General features: G+C 68.0%; 10 protein-coding genes and 1 pseudogene. 3 read left to right on the top strand and 8 right to left on the bottom strand.

The genetic code is table 11. The features are described from left to right. Position 1 precedes the first annotated feature (1 nt). The 3 genes from BT264_RS05385 to BT264_RS05375 all read right to left on the bottom strand — a co-directional run bounded on the left by BT264_RS05385 (position 2) and on the right by BT264_RS05375 (position 5,491). A complete protein-coding gene (locus BT264_RS05385) occupies positions 2–1,231 on the bottom strand; it encodes an efflux RND transporter periplasmic adaptor subunit (protein ID WP_072436717.1) in 1,230 nt (409 codons plus the stop codon). Positions 1,232–1,257: 26 nt separating this feature from the next. Then, the gene (locus tag BT264_RS05380) at positions 1,258–4,506 is read right to left on the bottom strand and encodes an efflux RND transporter permease subunit (protein WP_072436718.1); all 3,249 of its coding nucleotides are present in this window, start codon (positions 4,504–4,506) and stop codon (positions 1,258–1,260) included. A 229-nt stretch (positions 4,507–4,735) separates the two neighbouring features. After that, complete coding sequence (locus tag BT264_RS05375; RefSeq protein WP_072436719.1) at positions 4,736–5,491, bottom strand: Crp/Fnr family transcriptional regulator; 756 nt, start codon at positions 5,489–5,491, stop codon at positions 4,736–4,738. Between the two features lie 168 nt (positions 5,492–5,659). Here BT264_RS05375 and BT264_RS05370 point away from each other — a divergent pair, with 168 nt between their 5' ends. Beyond that, positions 5,660–7,312, top strand: coding sequence for an acyl-CoA synthetase (locus BT264_RS05370; RefSeq protein WP_072436720.1), 1,653 nt, complete (start codon positions 5,660–5,662; stop codon positions 7,310–7,312). 35 nt (positions 7,313–7,347) lie between these two features. Here BT264_RS05370 and BT264_RS05365 read toward each other — a convergent pair whose 3' ends face one another. From BT264_RS05365 to BT264_RS05350, 4 genes and pseudogenes are all read right to left on the bottom strand, one after another. Then, complete coding sequence (locus BT264_RS05365) at positions 7,348–9,330, bottom strand: methyl-accepting chemotaxis protein (RefSeq protein ID WP_072436721.1); 1,983 nt, start codon at positions 9,328–9,330, stop codon at positions 7,348–7,350. A gap of 152 nt (positions 9,331–9,482) precedes the next feature. Continuing rightward, entirely contained in the window at positions 9,483–9,914 is a 432-nt protein-coding gene (locus BT264_RS05360) for a YqaA family protein (protein WP_072436722.1), read from the bottom strand. Positions 9,915–9,967: 53 nt separating this feature from the next. Continuing rightward, a pseudogene (locus BT264_RS40425) lies at positions 9,968–10,156 on the bottom strand (hypothetical protein); the annotation flags it as partial. Continuing rightward, positions 10,153–10,821: a LysE family translocator gene (locus tag BT264_RS05350; protein ID WP_072436723.1), complete on the bottom strand. Its 669-nt coding sequence runs from the start codon at positions 10,819–10,821 to the stop codon at positions 10,153–10,155. The gene BT264_RS05350 and the pseudogene BT264_RS40425, both read right to left, overlap by 4 nt. 287 nt (positions 10,822–11,108) lie before the next feature. Between BT264_RS05350 and BT264_RS05345 the strand changes: the two genes are divergently transcribed. Continuing rightward, on the top strand, positions 11,109–11,591 hold the full coding sequence (locus BT264_RS05345; RefSeq protein ID WP_072436724.1) for an Lrp/AsnC family transcriptional regulator: 483 nt from the start codon (positions 11,109–11,111) through the stop codon (positions 11,589–11,591). A 796-nt stretch (positions 11,592–12,387) separates the two neighbouring features. Here BT264_RS05345 and BT264_RS05335 read toward each other — a convergent pair. Further along, positions 12,388–14,037 carry an IclR family transcriptional regulator gene (locus BT264_RS05335; RefSeq protein WP_072436726.1) on the bottom strand — a complete coding sequence of 550 codons (1,650 nt, stop codon included), beginning with the start codon at positions 14,035–14,037 and terminating at the stop codon, positions 12,388–12,390. A gap of 177 nt (positions 14,038–14,214) precedes the next feature. Here BT264_RS05335 and BT264_RS05330 point away from each other — a divergent pair, with 177 nt between their 5' ends. Continuing rightward, positions 14,215–15,174 (top strand): MBL fold metallo-hydrolase, encoded by a 960-nt coding sequence (locus BT264_RS05330; protein WP_072436919.1) that lies wholly within the window; start codon positions 14,215–14,217, stop codon positions 15,172–15,174. Positions 15,175–15,208 lie beyond the last annotated feature (34 nt).

The raw sequence follows: 15,208 nt of genomic DNA, 5'->3' as shown, positions 1-15,208 counted from the left end.
ATCACGACTTCGCTCCCGCGACGGCCGATGCGGGTTTGGCCGCCGGCGTCGACACGACGACCGGATCGCCGTTCGCGAGCGCGTCGCTCGGGTTCGCGACCAGGCGGTCGTTCGGCGTGATCGGCCCGTCGACTTCGAGCGTCTGCCCGATCGTGCGCACGACTGTCACCGGTTTCAGGCGGACCTGGCCGTTCGCGTCGACGGTCGCGACCGTCGGGCCTTCGGCGCGGAACAGCAGCGTATTGGCCGGAATCTGCAGGCGGCCGACCGGCGTCATCGGCAGCGTCGCCTGCACGTATGCGCCGGGCAGCAGCCGTGCATCCGGGTTCGGCAGCGTGATCTCGATCTGCAGCGAACGCGTCGCGACATCGATCGACCCGGACGTGCGCGTGATCGTGCCGTCGAAGGTCCGGCCCGGCAGCTCGGCCTGCGCGACGCTCACGTGCTGGCCGACCTTCACCTGCTGCGCGTACGCCTGCGGCACCTGAACGTAGAGGCGCAACCGGTCGGCCTGCACGACCGTGAACAGCGAGCGGCCCGCGTTGCCGGAGCTGACGAGATCGCCGACGTCGACGTTGCGTTGCGTGACGATCCCGTCGATCGGCGCGACGATCCGCTGGAAACCCTTCAGTTCGGTGAGCCGGCGCATGTTCGCATCGGCCGCGGCGAGGTTCGCGGTGCCCTGGTTGAATGCGCCCTGGCGGTCGTCGAGTTCCTGCTGCGACACCGCATCGCGCTGGCGCAACTGCTGCGCGCGGTCGAACGACGTCTTCGCGAGCGCGAGCGCCGCCTGCGCCTGCTGACGCTGCGCGGTGGCCTGCGCGAGCTCCTGGTTCAGTTCGGGCGTGTCGAGTTCGGCGAGCACTTGCCCCTGCTTCACGTGCGCGCCGATATCGGCCTGCCAGCGCAGCACATAGCCGCTCGCGCGCGCGTAGATCGGCGCCTCGACGAAGCCGCGCAGCGTGCCCGGCAGCGTCAGCTTGCCGCCGGTGGCCGCGTCGGCCGGGCGCACGACGTTCACGTACTGGCGCGTGTTCTGCTCGGCGATCGCGTCGAGCCGGTTGCGGTTCAGCACGTTGACGACGATCGTGCGCGCGGCGCCGGCGGCCAGCAGCACGCCGATCACGATCAGCACGATTCGCCCGCGCCGCGACACCGACGTGCGCGTCGGCAGGTGCATGCCGTGTTCGTCCACCTGAATGCCGACGGAGCTGTGATGTTTCTCTTCCATGAGTTGACCGGGTCTATAGGCGAAAGTCAGTGTCCGGCCTGGCGCGCGCGCCGGCGGGCCAGCCGCGAATGCACGCCGCCGAACACGAGCGGCACGAACAGCAAGGTCGACACGGTTGCGAACAGCAGCCCGCCGATCACCGCGCGGCCGAGCGGCGCGTTCTGCTCGGCGCCTTCGCCGAGACCGAGCGCCATCGGCACCATGCCGATGATCATCGCGAGCGCGGTCATCAGCACCGGCCGGATCCGCGTCGCGCCGGCCTCCAGCGCGGCCGTGAGCGGCGGCGCACCGGCCGCTAGACGCTGGCGCGCGAACGACACCACGAGAATGCTGTTCGCGGTCGCGACGCCCACCGTCATGATCGCGCCCGTCAGCGCGGGCACGCTCAGGTGCGTGCCGGTGACGAACAGCATCCACGCGATGCCGGCGAGCGCGGCGGGCATCGCGCTGATGATGATCAGCGGGTCGAGCCACGACTGGAAATTGACGACGATCAGCAGGTAGACGAGCACGATCGCCATCGCGACACCGGCGCCGAGGCCGATATACGACGTGCGCATCGTCTCGATCTGGCCGCGCATCGTCAGGTCGGTGCCGCGCGGCAGGCTCGCGCGCATGTCGGACACGATGCGGTCGATCTCGCCCGCGACCGAGCCGAGGTCGCGGCCCTCGACGCTCACGTACAGGTCGATCGCCGGGCGGATGTTGTAGTGCGTGATCACGGCCGGATTCGCGGCGGTGCGCACCTGCACGAGGTTGCCGAGCAGTTGCAGCGGCATGCCCGTGCGGCCGCTGGCCGAGATCGGCGTGCCGAGCAGGTCGTCGACCGACGAGATGTCGTATTGCGGGGTCTGGATCTGCAGCGGGTACTGGACGCCCGTTTTCGGGTTGATCCAGAACGACGGCGTCGTCTGCGAACTGCCGGACAGCGAGATCAGCATGTTCTGCGCGACGTTCTGCGCGGAGAGGTTGAGCTGCTGCATGCGCGTACGATCCATGTCGGCCAGCAGGGTCGGCTCGTCGTTGCGTTGCAGCACGTGCACGTCGACGGCGCCGGGGATTTGCCTGACCTTTTTCATCAGGTTGCTCGCGATAGTCATGTTACTCGCGAGATCGTTGCCGAGCACCTGCACGTCGATTGCGGCCGGCTGACCGAAGTTGAGGATCTGCGTGATGATGTCCGACGGCTGGAAGAAGAATTCGACGCCGGGGAAGCGCTCGGGCAGCAGCTTGCGCAGCGTCTGCACGTAATCCCGGGTCGCGCGGTGGCCGGGCTTCAGCGCGATCAGCAGCTCGCCGTCGAGCGTGCCGATGGTGCCGGCATTGCTGTACGACAGGTTGATGCCGCTGACGGGCAGGCCGAGGTTGTCGACGATCGCGCCGAGTTCGTCGGGCGGCACGACTTCGCGGATCACGCGCTCGACCCGGTCGGCGAGGCGCGCGGTTTCCTCGATCCGGTAGCCGGTCGGCGCGCGCATATGCAGGCGGATGTTGCCGGAATCGGCGTTCGGGAAGAAGTCGCGGCCGAGCGCGAACACGAGGCCCGTCGACAGCACGCAGAAGCCGAGGAAGCACATCGCGTAGAAGCGGCGGCGCACGAGCAGCATGCTCAGCAGCACGATGTACCACGCGCGCAGCCGTTCGAACGAGTTGTTGAACGCATGATGAAGGCGCGCGAAACGCGACGTCGCATGATCGGGGCCCGTGCTCGCCTGCTGCGGGCGGAACAGCAGCATCGCGAGCGTCGGCACGAGCGTGCGCGACAGCACGTACGACGCGAGCATCGCGAACACGACGGCTTCCGCGAGCGGCACGAACAGGAAGCGCGCGACGCCCGTGAGGAAGAACATCGGCACGAACACGATGCAGATGCACAGCGTCGACACGAACGCGGGCACCGCGATCTCGCCGGCGCCTTCGAGGATCGCATCGTGCAGGTTCGTGCCGAACGACGACCCCCGCGCTCCCTCCGGTCGCTGCTCCCCGACGGGGTCGCTCGGCATGCTTGGGGCGGCCCGGCGCGTGCCGAGATGCAGGTGCCGCTCGATGTTCTCGATCGTGACGGTCGCATCGTCCACCAGGATCCCGACCGCGAGCGCGAGCCCGCCGAGCGTCATGATGTTGATGGTCTCGCCGAGCGCCGACAGCGCGATCAGCGACGTGAAGATCGACAGCGGAATCGAGATCGCGATGATCAGCGTGCTGCGCCAGTTGCCGAGGAACAGCAGGATCATCATCGCGGTCAGCACGGCCGCGATCAGCGCCTCGTGGATCACGCCCTGCACGGCCGCGTTGACGAACACCGACTGGTCGAACAGCGGCGTGATCGTGAGCCCTTCGGGGAGCGTCGGGATCACCTTCGGCAATAGCGCCTTCAGGTCCGACACGACCTTGAGCGTCGACGCGTCGCCGCTTTTCAGGATCGACACGAGCACGCCGCGCTGGCCGTTCTGGCGCACGACGTTGGTTTGCGGCGCGAAGCCGTCGCGCACGGACGCGACCTCGCGCAGGTAGGTCGTCGCGCCGCTGACGGTCTGGATCGGCAGGTTGTTGATGTCGGCGACCGTATCGGCCGACGCGTTCGTGTCGATCCGGTATTCGGTCTGGCCCATCTTCGCGGTGCCGGTCGGCAGCACGAGGTTCTGCGCGTTGACCGCGTTGACGATGTCGGCCGGCGTGAGGCCCTTCGCGAGCAGCGCCTGCGGATCGAGATCGATCGCGACCACGCGCGTGCGGCCGCCGTACGGGAACGGCACCTGGGCACCGGGAATCGTGATCAGTTGCGGGCGCAGGAAGTTCAGCGCGATGTCGGCGAGCGACTGTTCGCTGAGCGTCGTGCTCGACAGCCCGAGCTGGATCACCGGGATGCTCGACGCGGAATAGGTGATCACGAGCGGCGGCGTCGCGCCCTGCGGCATCTGCCGCACGATCGCCTGCGCGGACGAGACCGTCTGCGCGATCGCCGTCTGCACGTTCGCGCCCGGCTGCAGGAACACCTTCACGACCGCGATGCCGGGCAGCGACGTCGACTCGACATGCTGGATGTTGTTGACGGTCGTCGTCAGGATCCGTTCATGCACGGCCGTGATGCGGTTCGTCATCTCCGTCGCGGAGAAGCCGCTGTAATTCCAGATCACGCTGATCACGGGGATGTTGATCGCGGGCAGCACGTCGACCGGCGTGCGCATCAGCGCAAGCGGCGTGGCCAGCACGATCATGATGGCCATCACGATGAACGTGTAGGGGCGCCTGAGCGCGAGATTGACGATCCACATGGAGGCAGCGGGACAGGCGGTGATCAGGCGTCGGTGAGGGGAACCCGAATGATAGGCGTCGGCGTGGAACGGGTTACTGTCGCGAAACTGGCGGGATTGTCAGGTTGGGCGCGCGGTCGCCGCCGGCCGATTCCGCAGATGAAATGCGCGCGCATGCCGCGACCGGCGAACCGCCGCGGCACCGGATGCGCGCGTCGTGCCGGCGACGGTTTCGCTCATCGCGCCGCGCTCAGATCTGCTCCATCCCGAAGCGCGCGAGCGCGCCCAGATCGACGACCTCGATCTGGTTGTACGCGAGCCGCAGCGCGCCGAGCTTCTCGAGCTGCTGCAGCGCCTGGTTGATCCGCTGCCGCGACACGCCGACGAGCATCCCCAGTTCCTCCTGCGAGATCGACAGCGACGGGCCGGTGTCCGGGTACAGGTCCGGGTTGAAGAGTTGCGCGAGCGCCTGCGCGACGCGCGCATCGACGTCGAGCAGCCGGCTGTTCTGGATCGATGCGATGAATTCGCCCATCCGGTTGTTCAACTGGTGGATCACGAAGCGCGTGAACGGCAGGCTCGTGTCGAGCAGCGCATGGAACGTGTCGACCGGCACGAACAGCACGGTCGAGCGCTGGATCGCGACGACCTCGTACTTGCGCAGTTCGCGCTTGATCACGCTGCCTTCGCCGAACCAACCGCCCGACGGCACACCCGAAAACGTGCAGCCGCGCCCCGACGCGTTGAAGATCGCAAGCTTCAGCAGCCCGCGATGCACGCCGATCCAGTATTCGGACGGCGCGAGCCGGTGCGCGATCACGTCGCCGGCCTCGCACTGCTCGACATGCGACTGCGCGAGCACCAGCGCCTGGTGTTCGGGCGCGAGCGTGCGGAACCACGCGCACTGGCCGAACAGCGTCGACAGCGCCGGCAGCGGGCCCGGTTCGGGAAGCGCGTCGGCCGGGTGGGCGGCCGCGTCGGGCGGCGCAACGTGGTGATCGTGCATGGGTGCGGGTTTGCGAGGTTAGGGATAACGCGCGGTGCTCGAAAGGCACTCTGTCGTTTCGATGACAGACGGCTCACAATAACGCCCGTTAGGCTGTCGGCAATTGAACCACATCAAAGCGATCCGGGGTGCATGCACACCGGTCGACAGAACACGGGAGACAGGATCATGACGCAGATGTTCGAGGCCGGGCTCGGCCGCCGCGATGCCAATTACGTACCGCTCACCCCGATCGACTTCCTGGTCCGGACGGCGGAAGTCTACGGCGAGCGCCTCGCGATCGTGCACGGCGACGTGCGGCGCACGTGGGGCGAGACCTACACGCGCGCGAAGCAGTTGGCGAGCGCGCTCGCGCAGGCCGGCGTCGGGCGCGGCGACACCGTCGCGGCGCTGCTGCCGAACATCCCGGCGATGGTCGAGGCGCACTTCGGCGTGCCAATGGCCGGCGCGGTGCTGAACACGATCAACACGCGGCTCGACGTGCCGTCGGTGATCTTCATGCTGCGTCACGGCGAGGCGAAGGTGCTGATCGTCGACACCGAATACGCGGAGCTCGCGCATCGCGCGGCGCTCGAGGTGCCGGGCCTGAAGATCGTCAGCGTCGCCGATGCGATGCCGGCCGATCCCGAGCGCTTCGCGGGCGCGATCGACTATGAAGCGTTTGTCGCGAGCGGCGACGCCGGCTACGCATGGACGCCGCCCGCCGACGAATGGGACGCGATCGCGCTGAACTACACGTCCGGCACGACCGGCGACCCGAAGGGCGTGGTCTACCACCATCGCGGCGCGTATCTGGCGGCGATCAGCAACATCCTCGAATGGGACATGCCGAAGCACGCGGTGTATCTGTGGACGCTGCCGATGTTCCACTGCAACGGCTGGTGCTTCCCGTGGGCCGTCGCGGCGCGTGCGGGCGTGAACGTCTGCCTGCGCAAGTTCGACGCGAAGACCGTGTTCGACCTGATTCGCCGCGAACGCATCACGCACTATTGCGGCGCGCCGATCGTGCAGAGCGCGATCGCGAACGCGCCGGCCGAATTCCGCGAAGGCATCGACCACACGGTGCACGCGATGGTCGCGGGCGCGGCACCCGCGCCGGCGGTGATCGCGAAGATGAAGGAGATCGGCTTCGACCTGCTGCACGTGTACGGGCTGACCGAGGTCTACGGCCCGGCGACCGTGTGCGCGAAGCAGGCGCACTGGGAAGCGCTGCCGGATGAAGAGCGCGCGCGGCTCAATGCGCGCCAGGGCGTGCGCTACCACCTCGAAGCGGGCGCGACGGTGCTCGATCCCGACACGATGGCGCCGGTGCCGGCCGACGGCGAGACGCTCGGCGAGATCATGTTCCGCGGCAACATCTGCATGAAGGGCTACCTGAAGAACCCGCACGCGACCGACGAGGCGTTCCACGGCGGCTGGTTCCATACCGGCGATCTCGGCGTGCTGACGCCGGACGGCTATATCCGCATCAAGGATCGCCGCAAGGACATCATCATCTCGGGCGGCGAGAACATCTCGAGCATCGAGGTCGAGGACGCGCTGTACCGGCATCCGGCCGTCGCGGTTGCGGCCGTCGTCGCGATGCCCGACCCGAAATGGGGTGAGGTGCCGTGCGCGTTCGTCGAGCTGCGCGAAGGCGCACGCGCGACCGAGGAGGAGATCGTCGCGCACTGCCGGCAACTGCTCGCGGGCTTCAAGGTGCCTAAGGCCGTGCGCTTCGGCGAGCTGCCGAAAACGTCGACCGGCAAGATCCAGAAGTTCCAGCTGCGCAATGCGGTCGGCTCGGACAAGGCGATCGACCTGGCGGGCGACAAGAAGTAGGCGGCGAGCGGCCGCCGGCCGCCGCCGGTCGACGCTCATGCGTCGCGTTCGAGCCGGAACACGCTGACGGCTTCCGACAGTTGCGCGGCCTGGTCGCGCAGTGCGACGGCCGCGCGTTCGGCGTCCGAGATCAGCGTCGCGTTCTGCTGCGTGGTCTCCCCGATCTGCGTGACGGCCTGGTTCACCTGCTCGATACCGGTCGATTGCTCTCGCGACGCGGCGCTGATCTCGCCGATCAGCGTGCTGACCTGATCGACGCGCGCGACGATGTCGCGCATCGTGCCGCGCGCCGCGTCCGCGATTCGGTACCCCTGTTCGACGGTCGTCGACGATTCGGCGCTCAGCGCGTCGATTTCCTTGACCGCGGCCGCGCTGCGCTGGGCGAGCGCGCGCACTTCGGCCGCGACCACCGCGAAGCCCTTGCCGTGCTCGCCTGCGCGCGCGGCCTCGACGGCTGCGTTCAGCGCCAGAATGTTGGTCTGGAACGCGATGCCTTCGATCGCGCCCGTGATTTCGGCGATCCGGCGCGTTGCGCGGCCGATTTCGTCCATCGTCGCGACCACGCGCTGCACGGCCTCGTCGCCGTCGGTCGCGGCCGCCGATGCGTTCGCGACCAGCGCGTTCGCTTGCGCCGCGTGCTCGGCGTTCTGCTGCACGGCGGCCGTGATCTGCTCCATGCTGGCCGCTGTCTGTTCGACGCTGCTCGCCTGTGTCGCGATCCGCGCGGCGATGTCGCCGCTGCCGGCCGCGATGCCGACCATGCCGCGCGCGATGTCGGCCGAGCCGCTGCGCACCTGCGCGACGATCCGCGCCAGGCCGTCGCCGATCCCGTCGACCGCCTGCACGAGCCGGCCGATCTCGTCGCTGCGCGTGGCGCCGCGTGCCGTCTCGCCGTCGCGGATCCGCACGCTGAGGTCGCCCGCCGCGTAGCGTTCGGACGCGCGTGCCGCCGCATCGAGCGGCCGGCTCACGACGCGCCTCACGACGACGACGAACAGCGCCGCGAACGCCGCGACGAGCACGGCTGCGATCATCAGGAAGCGATCGCGGAGGGTGCGCATGCCGGCCAGCAGTTCGTCGTCGATCGCGATGCCGCCGACCAGCCACTGCCATTGCGGAACCGTCGTGAACGACACGAATTTCGCGGTTGGCCGGCTGTCGTGCGCGGCCGGGTCGGCCGACGTATACGCGAGCCGGCCGTGGCCGGCCGCGAGCATCTGCGTGTACGGCGCGCGCGCGTCGTCGGCGCGCTGGCCGGCTGCATCGGGATGGACGACGAAGGTGCCGCGCGATGCGCCCTGAGAGGCGTCGAGCACGAAGTAGTAGCCGTTCTCGCCGACCTTCAACGCACGGATGCCGTCCTGGACGACTTGCAACTCGGCGCCGACGTCGAGACCGACGAACAGTGCGCCGATCACGCGGCCGGTTGCATCGGTGACCGGCTTGTACTGCGTGATGTACTGCCGGCCGAACAGTTTGGCGAGGCCGGTGTAGCTGCGTCCGGCGGCGAGCGGCGCGTACGCGGGGCTCGCGCGATCGAGGCGTGTGCCGACCGCGCGTGCCCCGTCCTGTTTCTTCAGCGACGTCGTGATGCGCACGAAATCGTCGCCGTCGCGCGCGAAGATCGTCGCGATCGCGCCGCTTTTCTTCAGGAACTGGTCGGGAATCGAGTAATCGAGGTCGAGCGGCTGACCGCCCGCGGACAGCGTGGGCGCGGCGACGCCGCCGATGTCGACGGTGCGCGCCGGGTCGAGCGAGAAATCGGCCGGCAGGAAACTCGCGAACAGCGACATCGCGCGACTGGCTTCGGCCGACAGCGCCTTGTCGAACATCTCGACCATCGCACGGATCGACTGCTCCTTGTCGGCGATTCGCGCGTGCGCCTCGTCCGCGAGTTGCTGGCTGGCGAAATGGGCGAGCGCCCACGCGAAAACGGTGAACAGCAGTGCGACGAGCGTGCACGCCAGCGCGGCCAGGCGCGCGCCGACGCTCACCCGGCCCAATTGGGTCAATCTCATACGGCATCCTGAGTGGGGTGGGAGAGGGGCGGAACGCACGCGTCACCGCACACCGTAAGGAATACGGCAGCTTCGGCGGATTCTTTAGCGGTGCGAAGCCGGTGGCGGCGCAAGCAGGCGCCATCGACGGAGGAAAGGCGGCGTCAGTACCGTCAGTACGTCACGAGCCACGCGACGGCCAGATAGCGGCCGACCTTCGCGAGCGTGACGATCGCGAGAAAGGTCGGCAGCGGCTCGCGCAGCACGCCGGCGATCATCGTCAGCGGATCGCCGATCACCGGCGCCCAGCTCAGCAGCAGCGACCAGCGGCCGTAGCGCGCATACCAGCGCTCGGCGCGCGCGAGCGCGGACGGCTTGACCGGAAACCAGCGGCGGTCGCGGAAGTGCTCGATGCCGCGCCCGAGCGCCCAGTTGATCGCGGAGCCGGCGACATTGCCGAGGCTCGCGACGAGCACCAGCGCCCACACGGGCTCGCGCCCGGCGAGCAGCAGGCCGGCGAGCACGGCTTCGGACTGGAGCGGCAACAGGGTCGCGGCGACCATCGACACGGCGAACAGGCCGCCGTAAGTGAGCAATTCGGACATCGCGCGATTGTACCGGTCGAGCGCCGACCGCTCCGGGTCACACGGTTAGCGGCTCAACGGCTCAACGGCTCACTGGGGCAGGCGGCATCGGCGGTCCCGAACACCAGATTCGAGATCACCGACTTGTCGCCCGGTTCGTCGTTGAGCGTGCTTGCGAGCAGCTCGCCCGCGAGTTGCCGCGGCGAAAACACCGTGTGGGGTTTCGGCAGCCGCAGCCGTTCGAGGTTGCGCTGCTTGCTCAGTTCCAGCCGACCATGATCGCGCCCATCCCGACGAGCAGCCCGCCCGTCACGCGGTTCATCGCGCGCATCCGCGCCGGCCGCCGCAACGCGCGGCTCAGCCGGTGCGAGAACAGCGCCATCGACGCGACGCCGCCCGCGAACAGCAGCGCGAACGTTGCGGCGAGCAGCAGGTATTGAAGGTTCAGGCTCCAGTCGGCGTTCGGGCTGATGAACTGCGGAAAGAACGACGGAAAGAACAGCAGCGTCTTCGGATTCAGGCCCGACGTCGCGACGCCGCGCCAGAACAGCGCGCGTCCGGTGTCGGCGTCCTGCGGGACGATCGTGGCTCCGGCTCCAGCCCTGGCTGCGACTTCCGCCGATGCGGCGGGCGCGTTGACCGGCGAGCGGCCGAGCCATTGCTTGCCGCCGAGCCACACGAGATACGCGGCGCCGGCCCAGCGCAGCACGGTGAGCGCGTGTTCGTCGAGGTGGACCAGCGAATTCAGGCACAGCGCGGTCAACGCGAGTTGCAGCAGCACGGCGAGCGTACCGCCCCACACGCACGGCAGCGCGCGGCGCCAGCCGGCGCGCAGCGCCTGGTTCATCGTGAGCAGGTTGACGGGGCCGGGCGCGTAGATGAGAACGACGGAAGCAGCGAGGAACGACAGATAAAGCCTGAACGACATGACGGGAAGTGCGAGAACGGGGATGCAGGCACCGGCTCCGCACGCGGTCGGATAGGCGTGCGGGCGGCGGGGAATCGCATGCCTGCTTGTCCGGCACCGCAACTCGTGATTGCGGCCGTGCGTCCCGGTGCGAAGGGGTTGTCGCGGGGAGCGTGCCGGGCAACAGGCATGGTGAAAATGTATCAAGCGAGCAGGTTAAAAGGCTTCCTGTTTTCCGGTAAAACGGGCCCGAAACCGGAATCTTGTTCAGATAGAATGCTGATTTTCAGTAGAAGATTCTTTTCATCATGGCTATCCGCGAACGCACGCCGAAAACACTCGACAATCAGGACCGCAAGATCCTTGGTGCATTGCAGAAAAATGCGCGCCTGTCGAACGCCGAACTGGCCGAACAGATCGGCATGTCGACGACCGCGTGCTGGAACCGCACGCGGCAGCTCGAAGTCGACGGCTACATCGACGGTTACGTCGCGCTGGTCAACCAGCGCATGCTCGGCTACGCGGACATCGTAATCCTTGAAGTCACGCTCGATCGCCACGAAGACGACGCGCTCGCGCGCTTCGGCGCGGAACTGGCCGCGCTGCCGGAAGTGCTCGAGGCGTATCTGGTGTCGGGTGAATACGACTACTGGATCAAGGTCGCCGTGGACGGCACGGCCGGCTACGAGCGGTTCCTGCGCGAAAAGCTGTACAAGATCTCGAGCATCCGTCACAGCCGCTCGATGTTCGCGCTGCGCTGCATGAAGGATGTGCCTTCGATCCAGGTGTGAGGGGGCGGAGAAGGGGCGCGGCCGTCGTTGAAACGACGGCGCATGCAACTGCGCGATGGCGCGGAGAAAGCCGGCGATCGGCCGCCAGGGACGGCGTTCGGCGTGGAACAGCACGCGGGTAGACAAAACGGATGAATCTTCCGTCCGCAACGATCCGGCGCAATCGCGCGCCGACGGGATAACGGTAGCCCGTCCGGGCAACCGGCAGACAAAACCGCACCGATGCTGATTGGTGCCGGACCTCAAACCGACCTCAACGCTCCCGACGCGGTCAGCGCATTCAACCCGGGGCAAGCCCGGCCAGTTTCCGCGTGGCCTGCCAGATATTCCTGTGCCGGACGCAGCGACCTCGCGGCGTGCGTCCGCACAAGCGGATCCGGCAGGTCATCGCGCCGGCTGGCGGCTGATCGTTCCGTTCAGCGCGGAAGGCGCGCGTGTGCTTCGGCGATGACTTCGCAGTTCTCGAGGTGGAGCTGCCAGGCTTCCGCAAGCAGCTCGCCAACACGTGCGAGCCAGCCAGTGGATTGGGTGGAACGATCGGAGACATTAGACGTTTGCATGACGAAGCCCCATATAGGTGGCGAGTTAGGGATAACCCTAATCATAGCGAAACGTCTCCGCGTTGTGAAATGCGATTTCGTTATATGAGAATTACTGACACTTTGTGTTGCTGCTTCGCAACATGAATTGGGGCGGTCCGTCAGGTAGCGGACAGGCGCAAGAAGGCCGTGGCAAGCACACGGCCTTCAACGAGAAAGAGAGGGGAATCGCGCGACGGAGAGGAAGGCGGCGGCGATTACCGGCCGATCCACCCGAACCGCCACGACAGTCGCCGCGTCGCGGCGAGCAGCGTCTGAGCGAGGTCGCTGTCCGGCCCGCGCGGGAAGCCGCGCGACGAGCCGATGATCGCGATCACGAGCCGGATGCTGCCGGTGTGATCGAACACGGGCGCGGCGACCGTCCCGATGCCCGGCACCGGCGCGTCGAACGCGAAATCGAGCGCGTCCGCGCGGATCGCCGCGAGCCGCGCGCGGAATGCATCGTCGGCCTGGGCGGGGCCGCTGCCGGCGAGGCGTACGGGCTCGTTGGCGAGCAGGTCGGCCAGCACGTCGTCGGACATGCCGGCCGCGAAGATCCGGCCGATCGCCGTATTGACGAGCGACATCACGGTGCCGACCTGCAGGCTCACGTGCTGCGGCCGCGCCGATTCCTCGAGGCGGATCACGGTCGGGCCGAGCGGCCCGAGCGTCGCGGCGGCCACGCTCATGTCGGTCGCGGCGGCCAGCGCGACGATCTCGGCTTCCGCGTCGCGCGTCGGCGACACGCGCTGCATCGCGATCAGGCCGAGCGCCTGCCCGAGCGGGCCGCCGTCGAAGCAGCCGGCGTCGTCGCGGCTCAGCAGGCCGATCTTCTGCAGGCTGACGAGATGCGGAAACGCCTTCGCCGCCGGCATGCCGGCCGCCGCCGCGAGATCGCGCAGCGGCAGCGCACGGCCCGCCGATACCAGCGCGAGCAGCAGCTCGCCGGTGCTGTCGAGCGCGTTGATTCCGCGCTGCGCTTTCGCATCGTCGGCCAGCGCGGGCGGCATGCGCGGTGCGCCCGCCGAGGGGGCGGGCGGCGGTTCCGAAACTGCCGCGCCGAGCGATGCGGTGGCCTGCCGCGCCGCATCGCGCAACGCGGTCGCGATCGGGCCATCCCAGCCGACATCGATCGACCCGCTCGAACCGATCACCGTCAACGCGAGCTGCAGGCGCCCGTGCGCGTCGAATACCGGCACGCACATCGCGCTGACACCGGGGCTCGGCCGGTCGACGCTGCGTTCGATGCCGCGCGCGCGGATCGCGTCGAGTTCGGCCAGTTGCGCTCCGGCATCCTGCGTGGGTTGCGTGCTTTCGGCGCCCGCGAGCGTATCACCCGCGCCGGCATGGCTGGCCGCCATCGCATCGGTTTGCGCAGGATCGCCGAACGCGCGGAACACGCGGCCGGTCGCCGTCGTGTCGAGCGACATCACCGAGCCGACGTGCAGGTTCACGTGCAGCGGATAGCCGCCGTGCTCGATGCGCACGATCGTCGGGCCGAGCACGCCCGGTACCGACAGCGCAACGCTCAAGCCCACCGCTTCCGCGAGCCGAGCCGCGTGCGGCAGCGCCGCGCGATAGGCCGGCTGGCTCTCGATCGACATCAGCCCCAGCCGCAACGACAACGGGCCCGGCTCGTAATTGCCGGTGATCGCGTCGCGCTTCACGAGCGCGAGCCGCGTCAGGCTGACGAGATAGGTATGCGCCTGCGCGGTCGACAGGTCGGCTGCCGCGGCCAGCTCCGACAGGCCGAGCGGCTTGCGCCGGCGCGCGAGCGCGTCGAGCAGCCGGCCGCCGACCTCGACACTCTGGATCCCGCGCTGCGCCTTGGGCGGCGCGTCGTCCGCGCTGACTTCGTGGTTCTGCACGCGATGATTCTTCCGTTGACGAAACCCCGCATGGTATCCGACGCCATTTATCGCGCCAGCCCGCAGGTTTACCCGCATTAGACAATAGCAAGTCGATTTGTCATTGACAAATAATCGATGGGAGAAGATGATCCGTTCACACCCCTCAACACATGGCTCGCAGCCACGGAACGCAACATGGCCAAAGCATTCGCCTCCCAAGCCGATCTGGAAGAGAAGAAAGTCACGTGGACGAAGCTGTCCGAGAACGCGTACGCGTACACCGCCGAGGGCGACCCGAACTCGGGCGTGATCATCGGCGACGACAGCGTGCTGATCGTCGACACGACCGCGACGCCCGCGATGGCGCAGGACCTGATCGCGAAGATCCGCAGCGTGACCGACAAGCCGATCAAGCACGTGGTGCTGTCGCATTACCACGCGGTGCGCGTGCTCGGTGCGTCCGCGTATTTCGCCGAAGGTGCGCAGCACGTGATCGCGAGCCGCGGCACCTACGAGATGATCGTCGAGCGCGGCGAGGCCGACATGAAGTCGGAGATCGAGCGTTTCCCGCGCCTGTTCGCCGGCGTCGAGACGGTGCCCGGCCTGACCTGGCCGACGCTCGTGTTCGAGCGCGAGATCACGCTGTTCCTCGGCAAGCTCGAAGTGAAGATCATGCATGTCGGCTCGGGCCACACGAAGGGCGACACGATCGTCTGGCTGCCGTCGCAGAAGGTGCTGTTCTCGGGCGACCTCGTCGAATACGACGCCGCGTGCTACTGCGGCGACGCGCAGCTCGAGCAGTGGCCGGCCACGCTCGAGGCGCTGCGCGCGCTCGGCGCCGAGAAGCTCGTGCCGGGCCGCGGCCCCGCGCTGCTGAATCCGGCCGACGTGAACAAGGGCCTCGACTACACGAAGGATTTCGTCACGACGCTGCTCGCGCAGGGCCGCAAGGCCGTCGAACGCAATCTCGACCTGAAGGCGTCGATGGCGCTCACGCGCGAAGCGATGGATCCGAAGTTCGGCCATGTGTTCATCTACGAGCACTGTTTGCCGTTCGACGTGTCGCGCGCGTTCGACGAGGCGAGCGGCATCAAGCATCCGCGCATCTGGACTGCACAGCGCGACAAGGAAATGTGGGCCGCGCTGCAGGACTGAGCGGCACACGGCGGCGGGGCGTTCGCGTGAGCGC

This window comes from Burkholderia sp. NFPP32 (genome assembly GCF_900119325.1).
In the GTDB taxonomy this organism is placed as follows: Bacteria; Pseudomonadota; Gammaproteobacteria; order Burkholderiales; family Burkholderiaceae; genus Burkholderia; species Burkholderia pyrrocinia_C.
This window is presented reverse-complemented; position numbering and strand designations above follow the sequence as displayed.

Coding starts and splice junctions, on each gene's coding strand:
- BT264_RS05385 (WP_072436717.1), bottom strand. CDS start 1,231: ATGGAAGAGAAACATCACAGCTCCGTCGGCATTCAGGTGGACGAACAC.
- BT264_RS05380 (WP_072436718.1), bottom strand. CDS start 4,506: ATGTGGATCGTCAATCTCGCGCTCAGGCGCCCCTACACGTTCATCGTG.
- BT264_RS05365 (WP_072436721.1), bottom strand. CDS start 9,330: ATGAGATTGACCCAATTGGGCCGGGTGAGCGTCGGCGCGCGCCTGGCC.
- BT264_RS05350 (WP_072436723.1), bottom strand. CDS start 10,821: ATGTCGTTCAGGCTTTATCTGTCGTTCCTCGCTGCTTCCGTCGTTCTC.
- BT264_RS05375 (WP_072436719.1), bottom strand. CDS start 5,491: ATGCACGATCACCACGTTGCGCCGCCCGACGCGGCCGCCCACCCGGCC.
- BT264_RS05345 (WP_072436724.1), top strand. CDS start 11,109: ATGGCTATCCGCGAACGCACGCCGAAAACACTCGACAATCAGGACCGC.
- BT264_RS05360 (WP_072436722.1), bottom strand. CDS start 9,914: ATGTCCGAATTGCTCACTTACGGCGGCCTGTTCGCCGTGTCGATGGTC.
- BT264_RS05330 (WP_072436919.1), top strand. CDS start 14,215: ATGGCCAAAGCATTCGCCTCCCAAGCCGATCTGGAAGAGAAGAAAGTC.
- BT264_RS05370 (WP_072436720.1), top strand. CDS start 5,660: ATGACGCAGATGTTCGAGGCCGGGCTCGGCCGCCGCGATGCCAATTAC.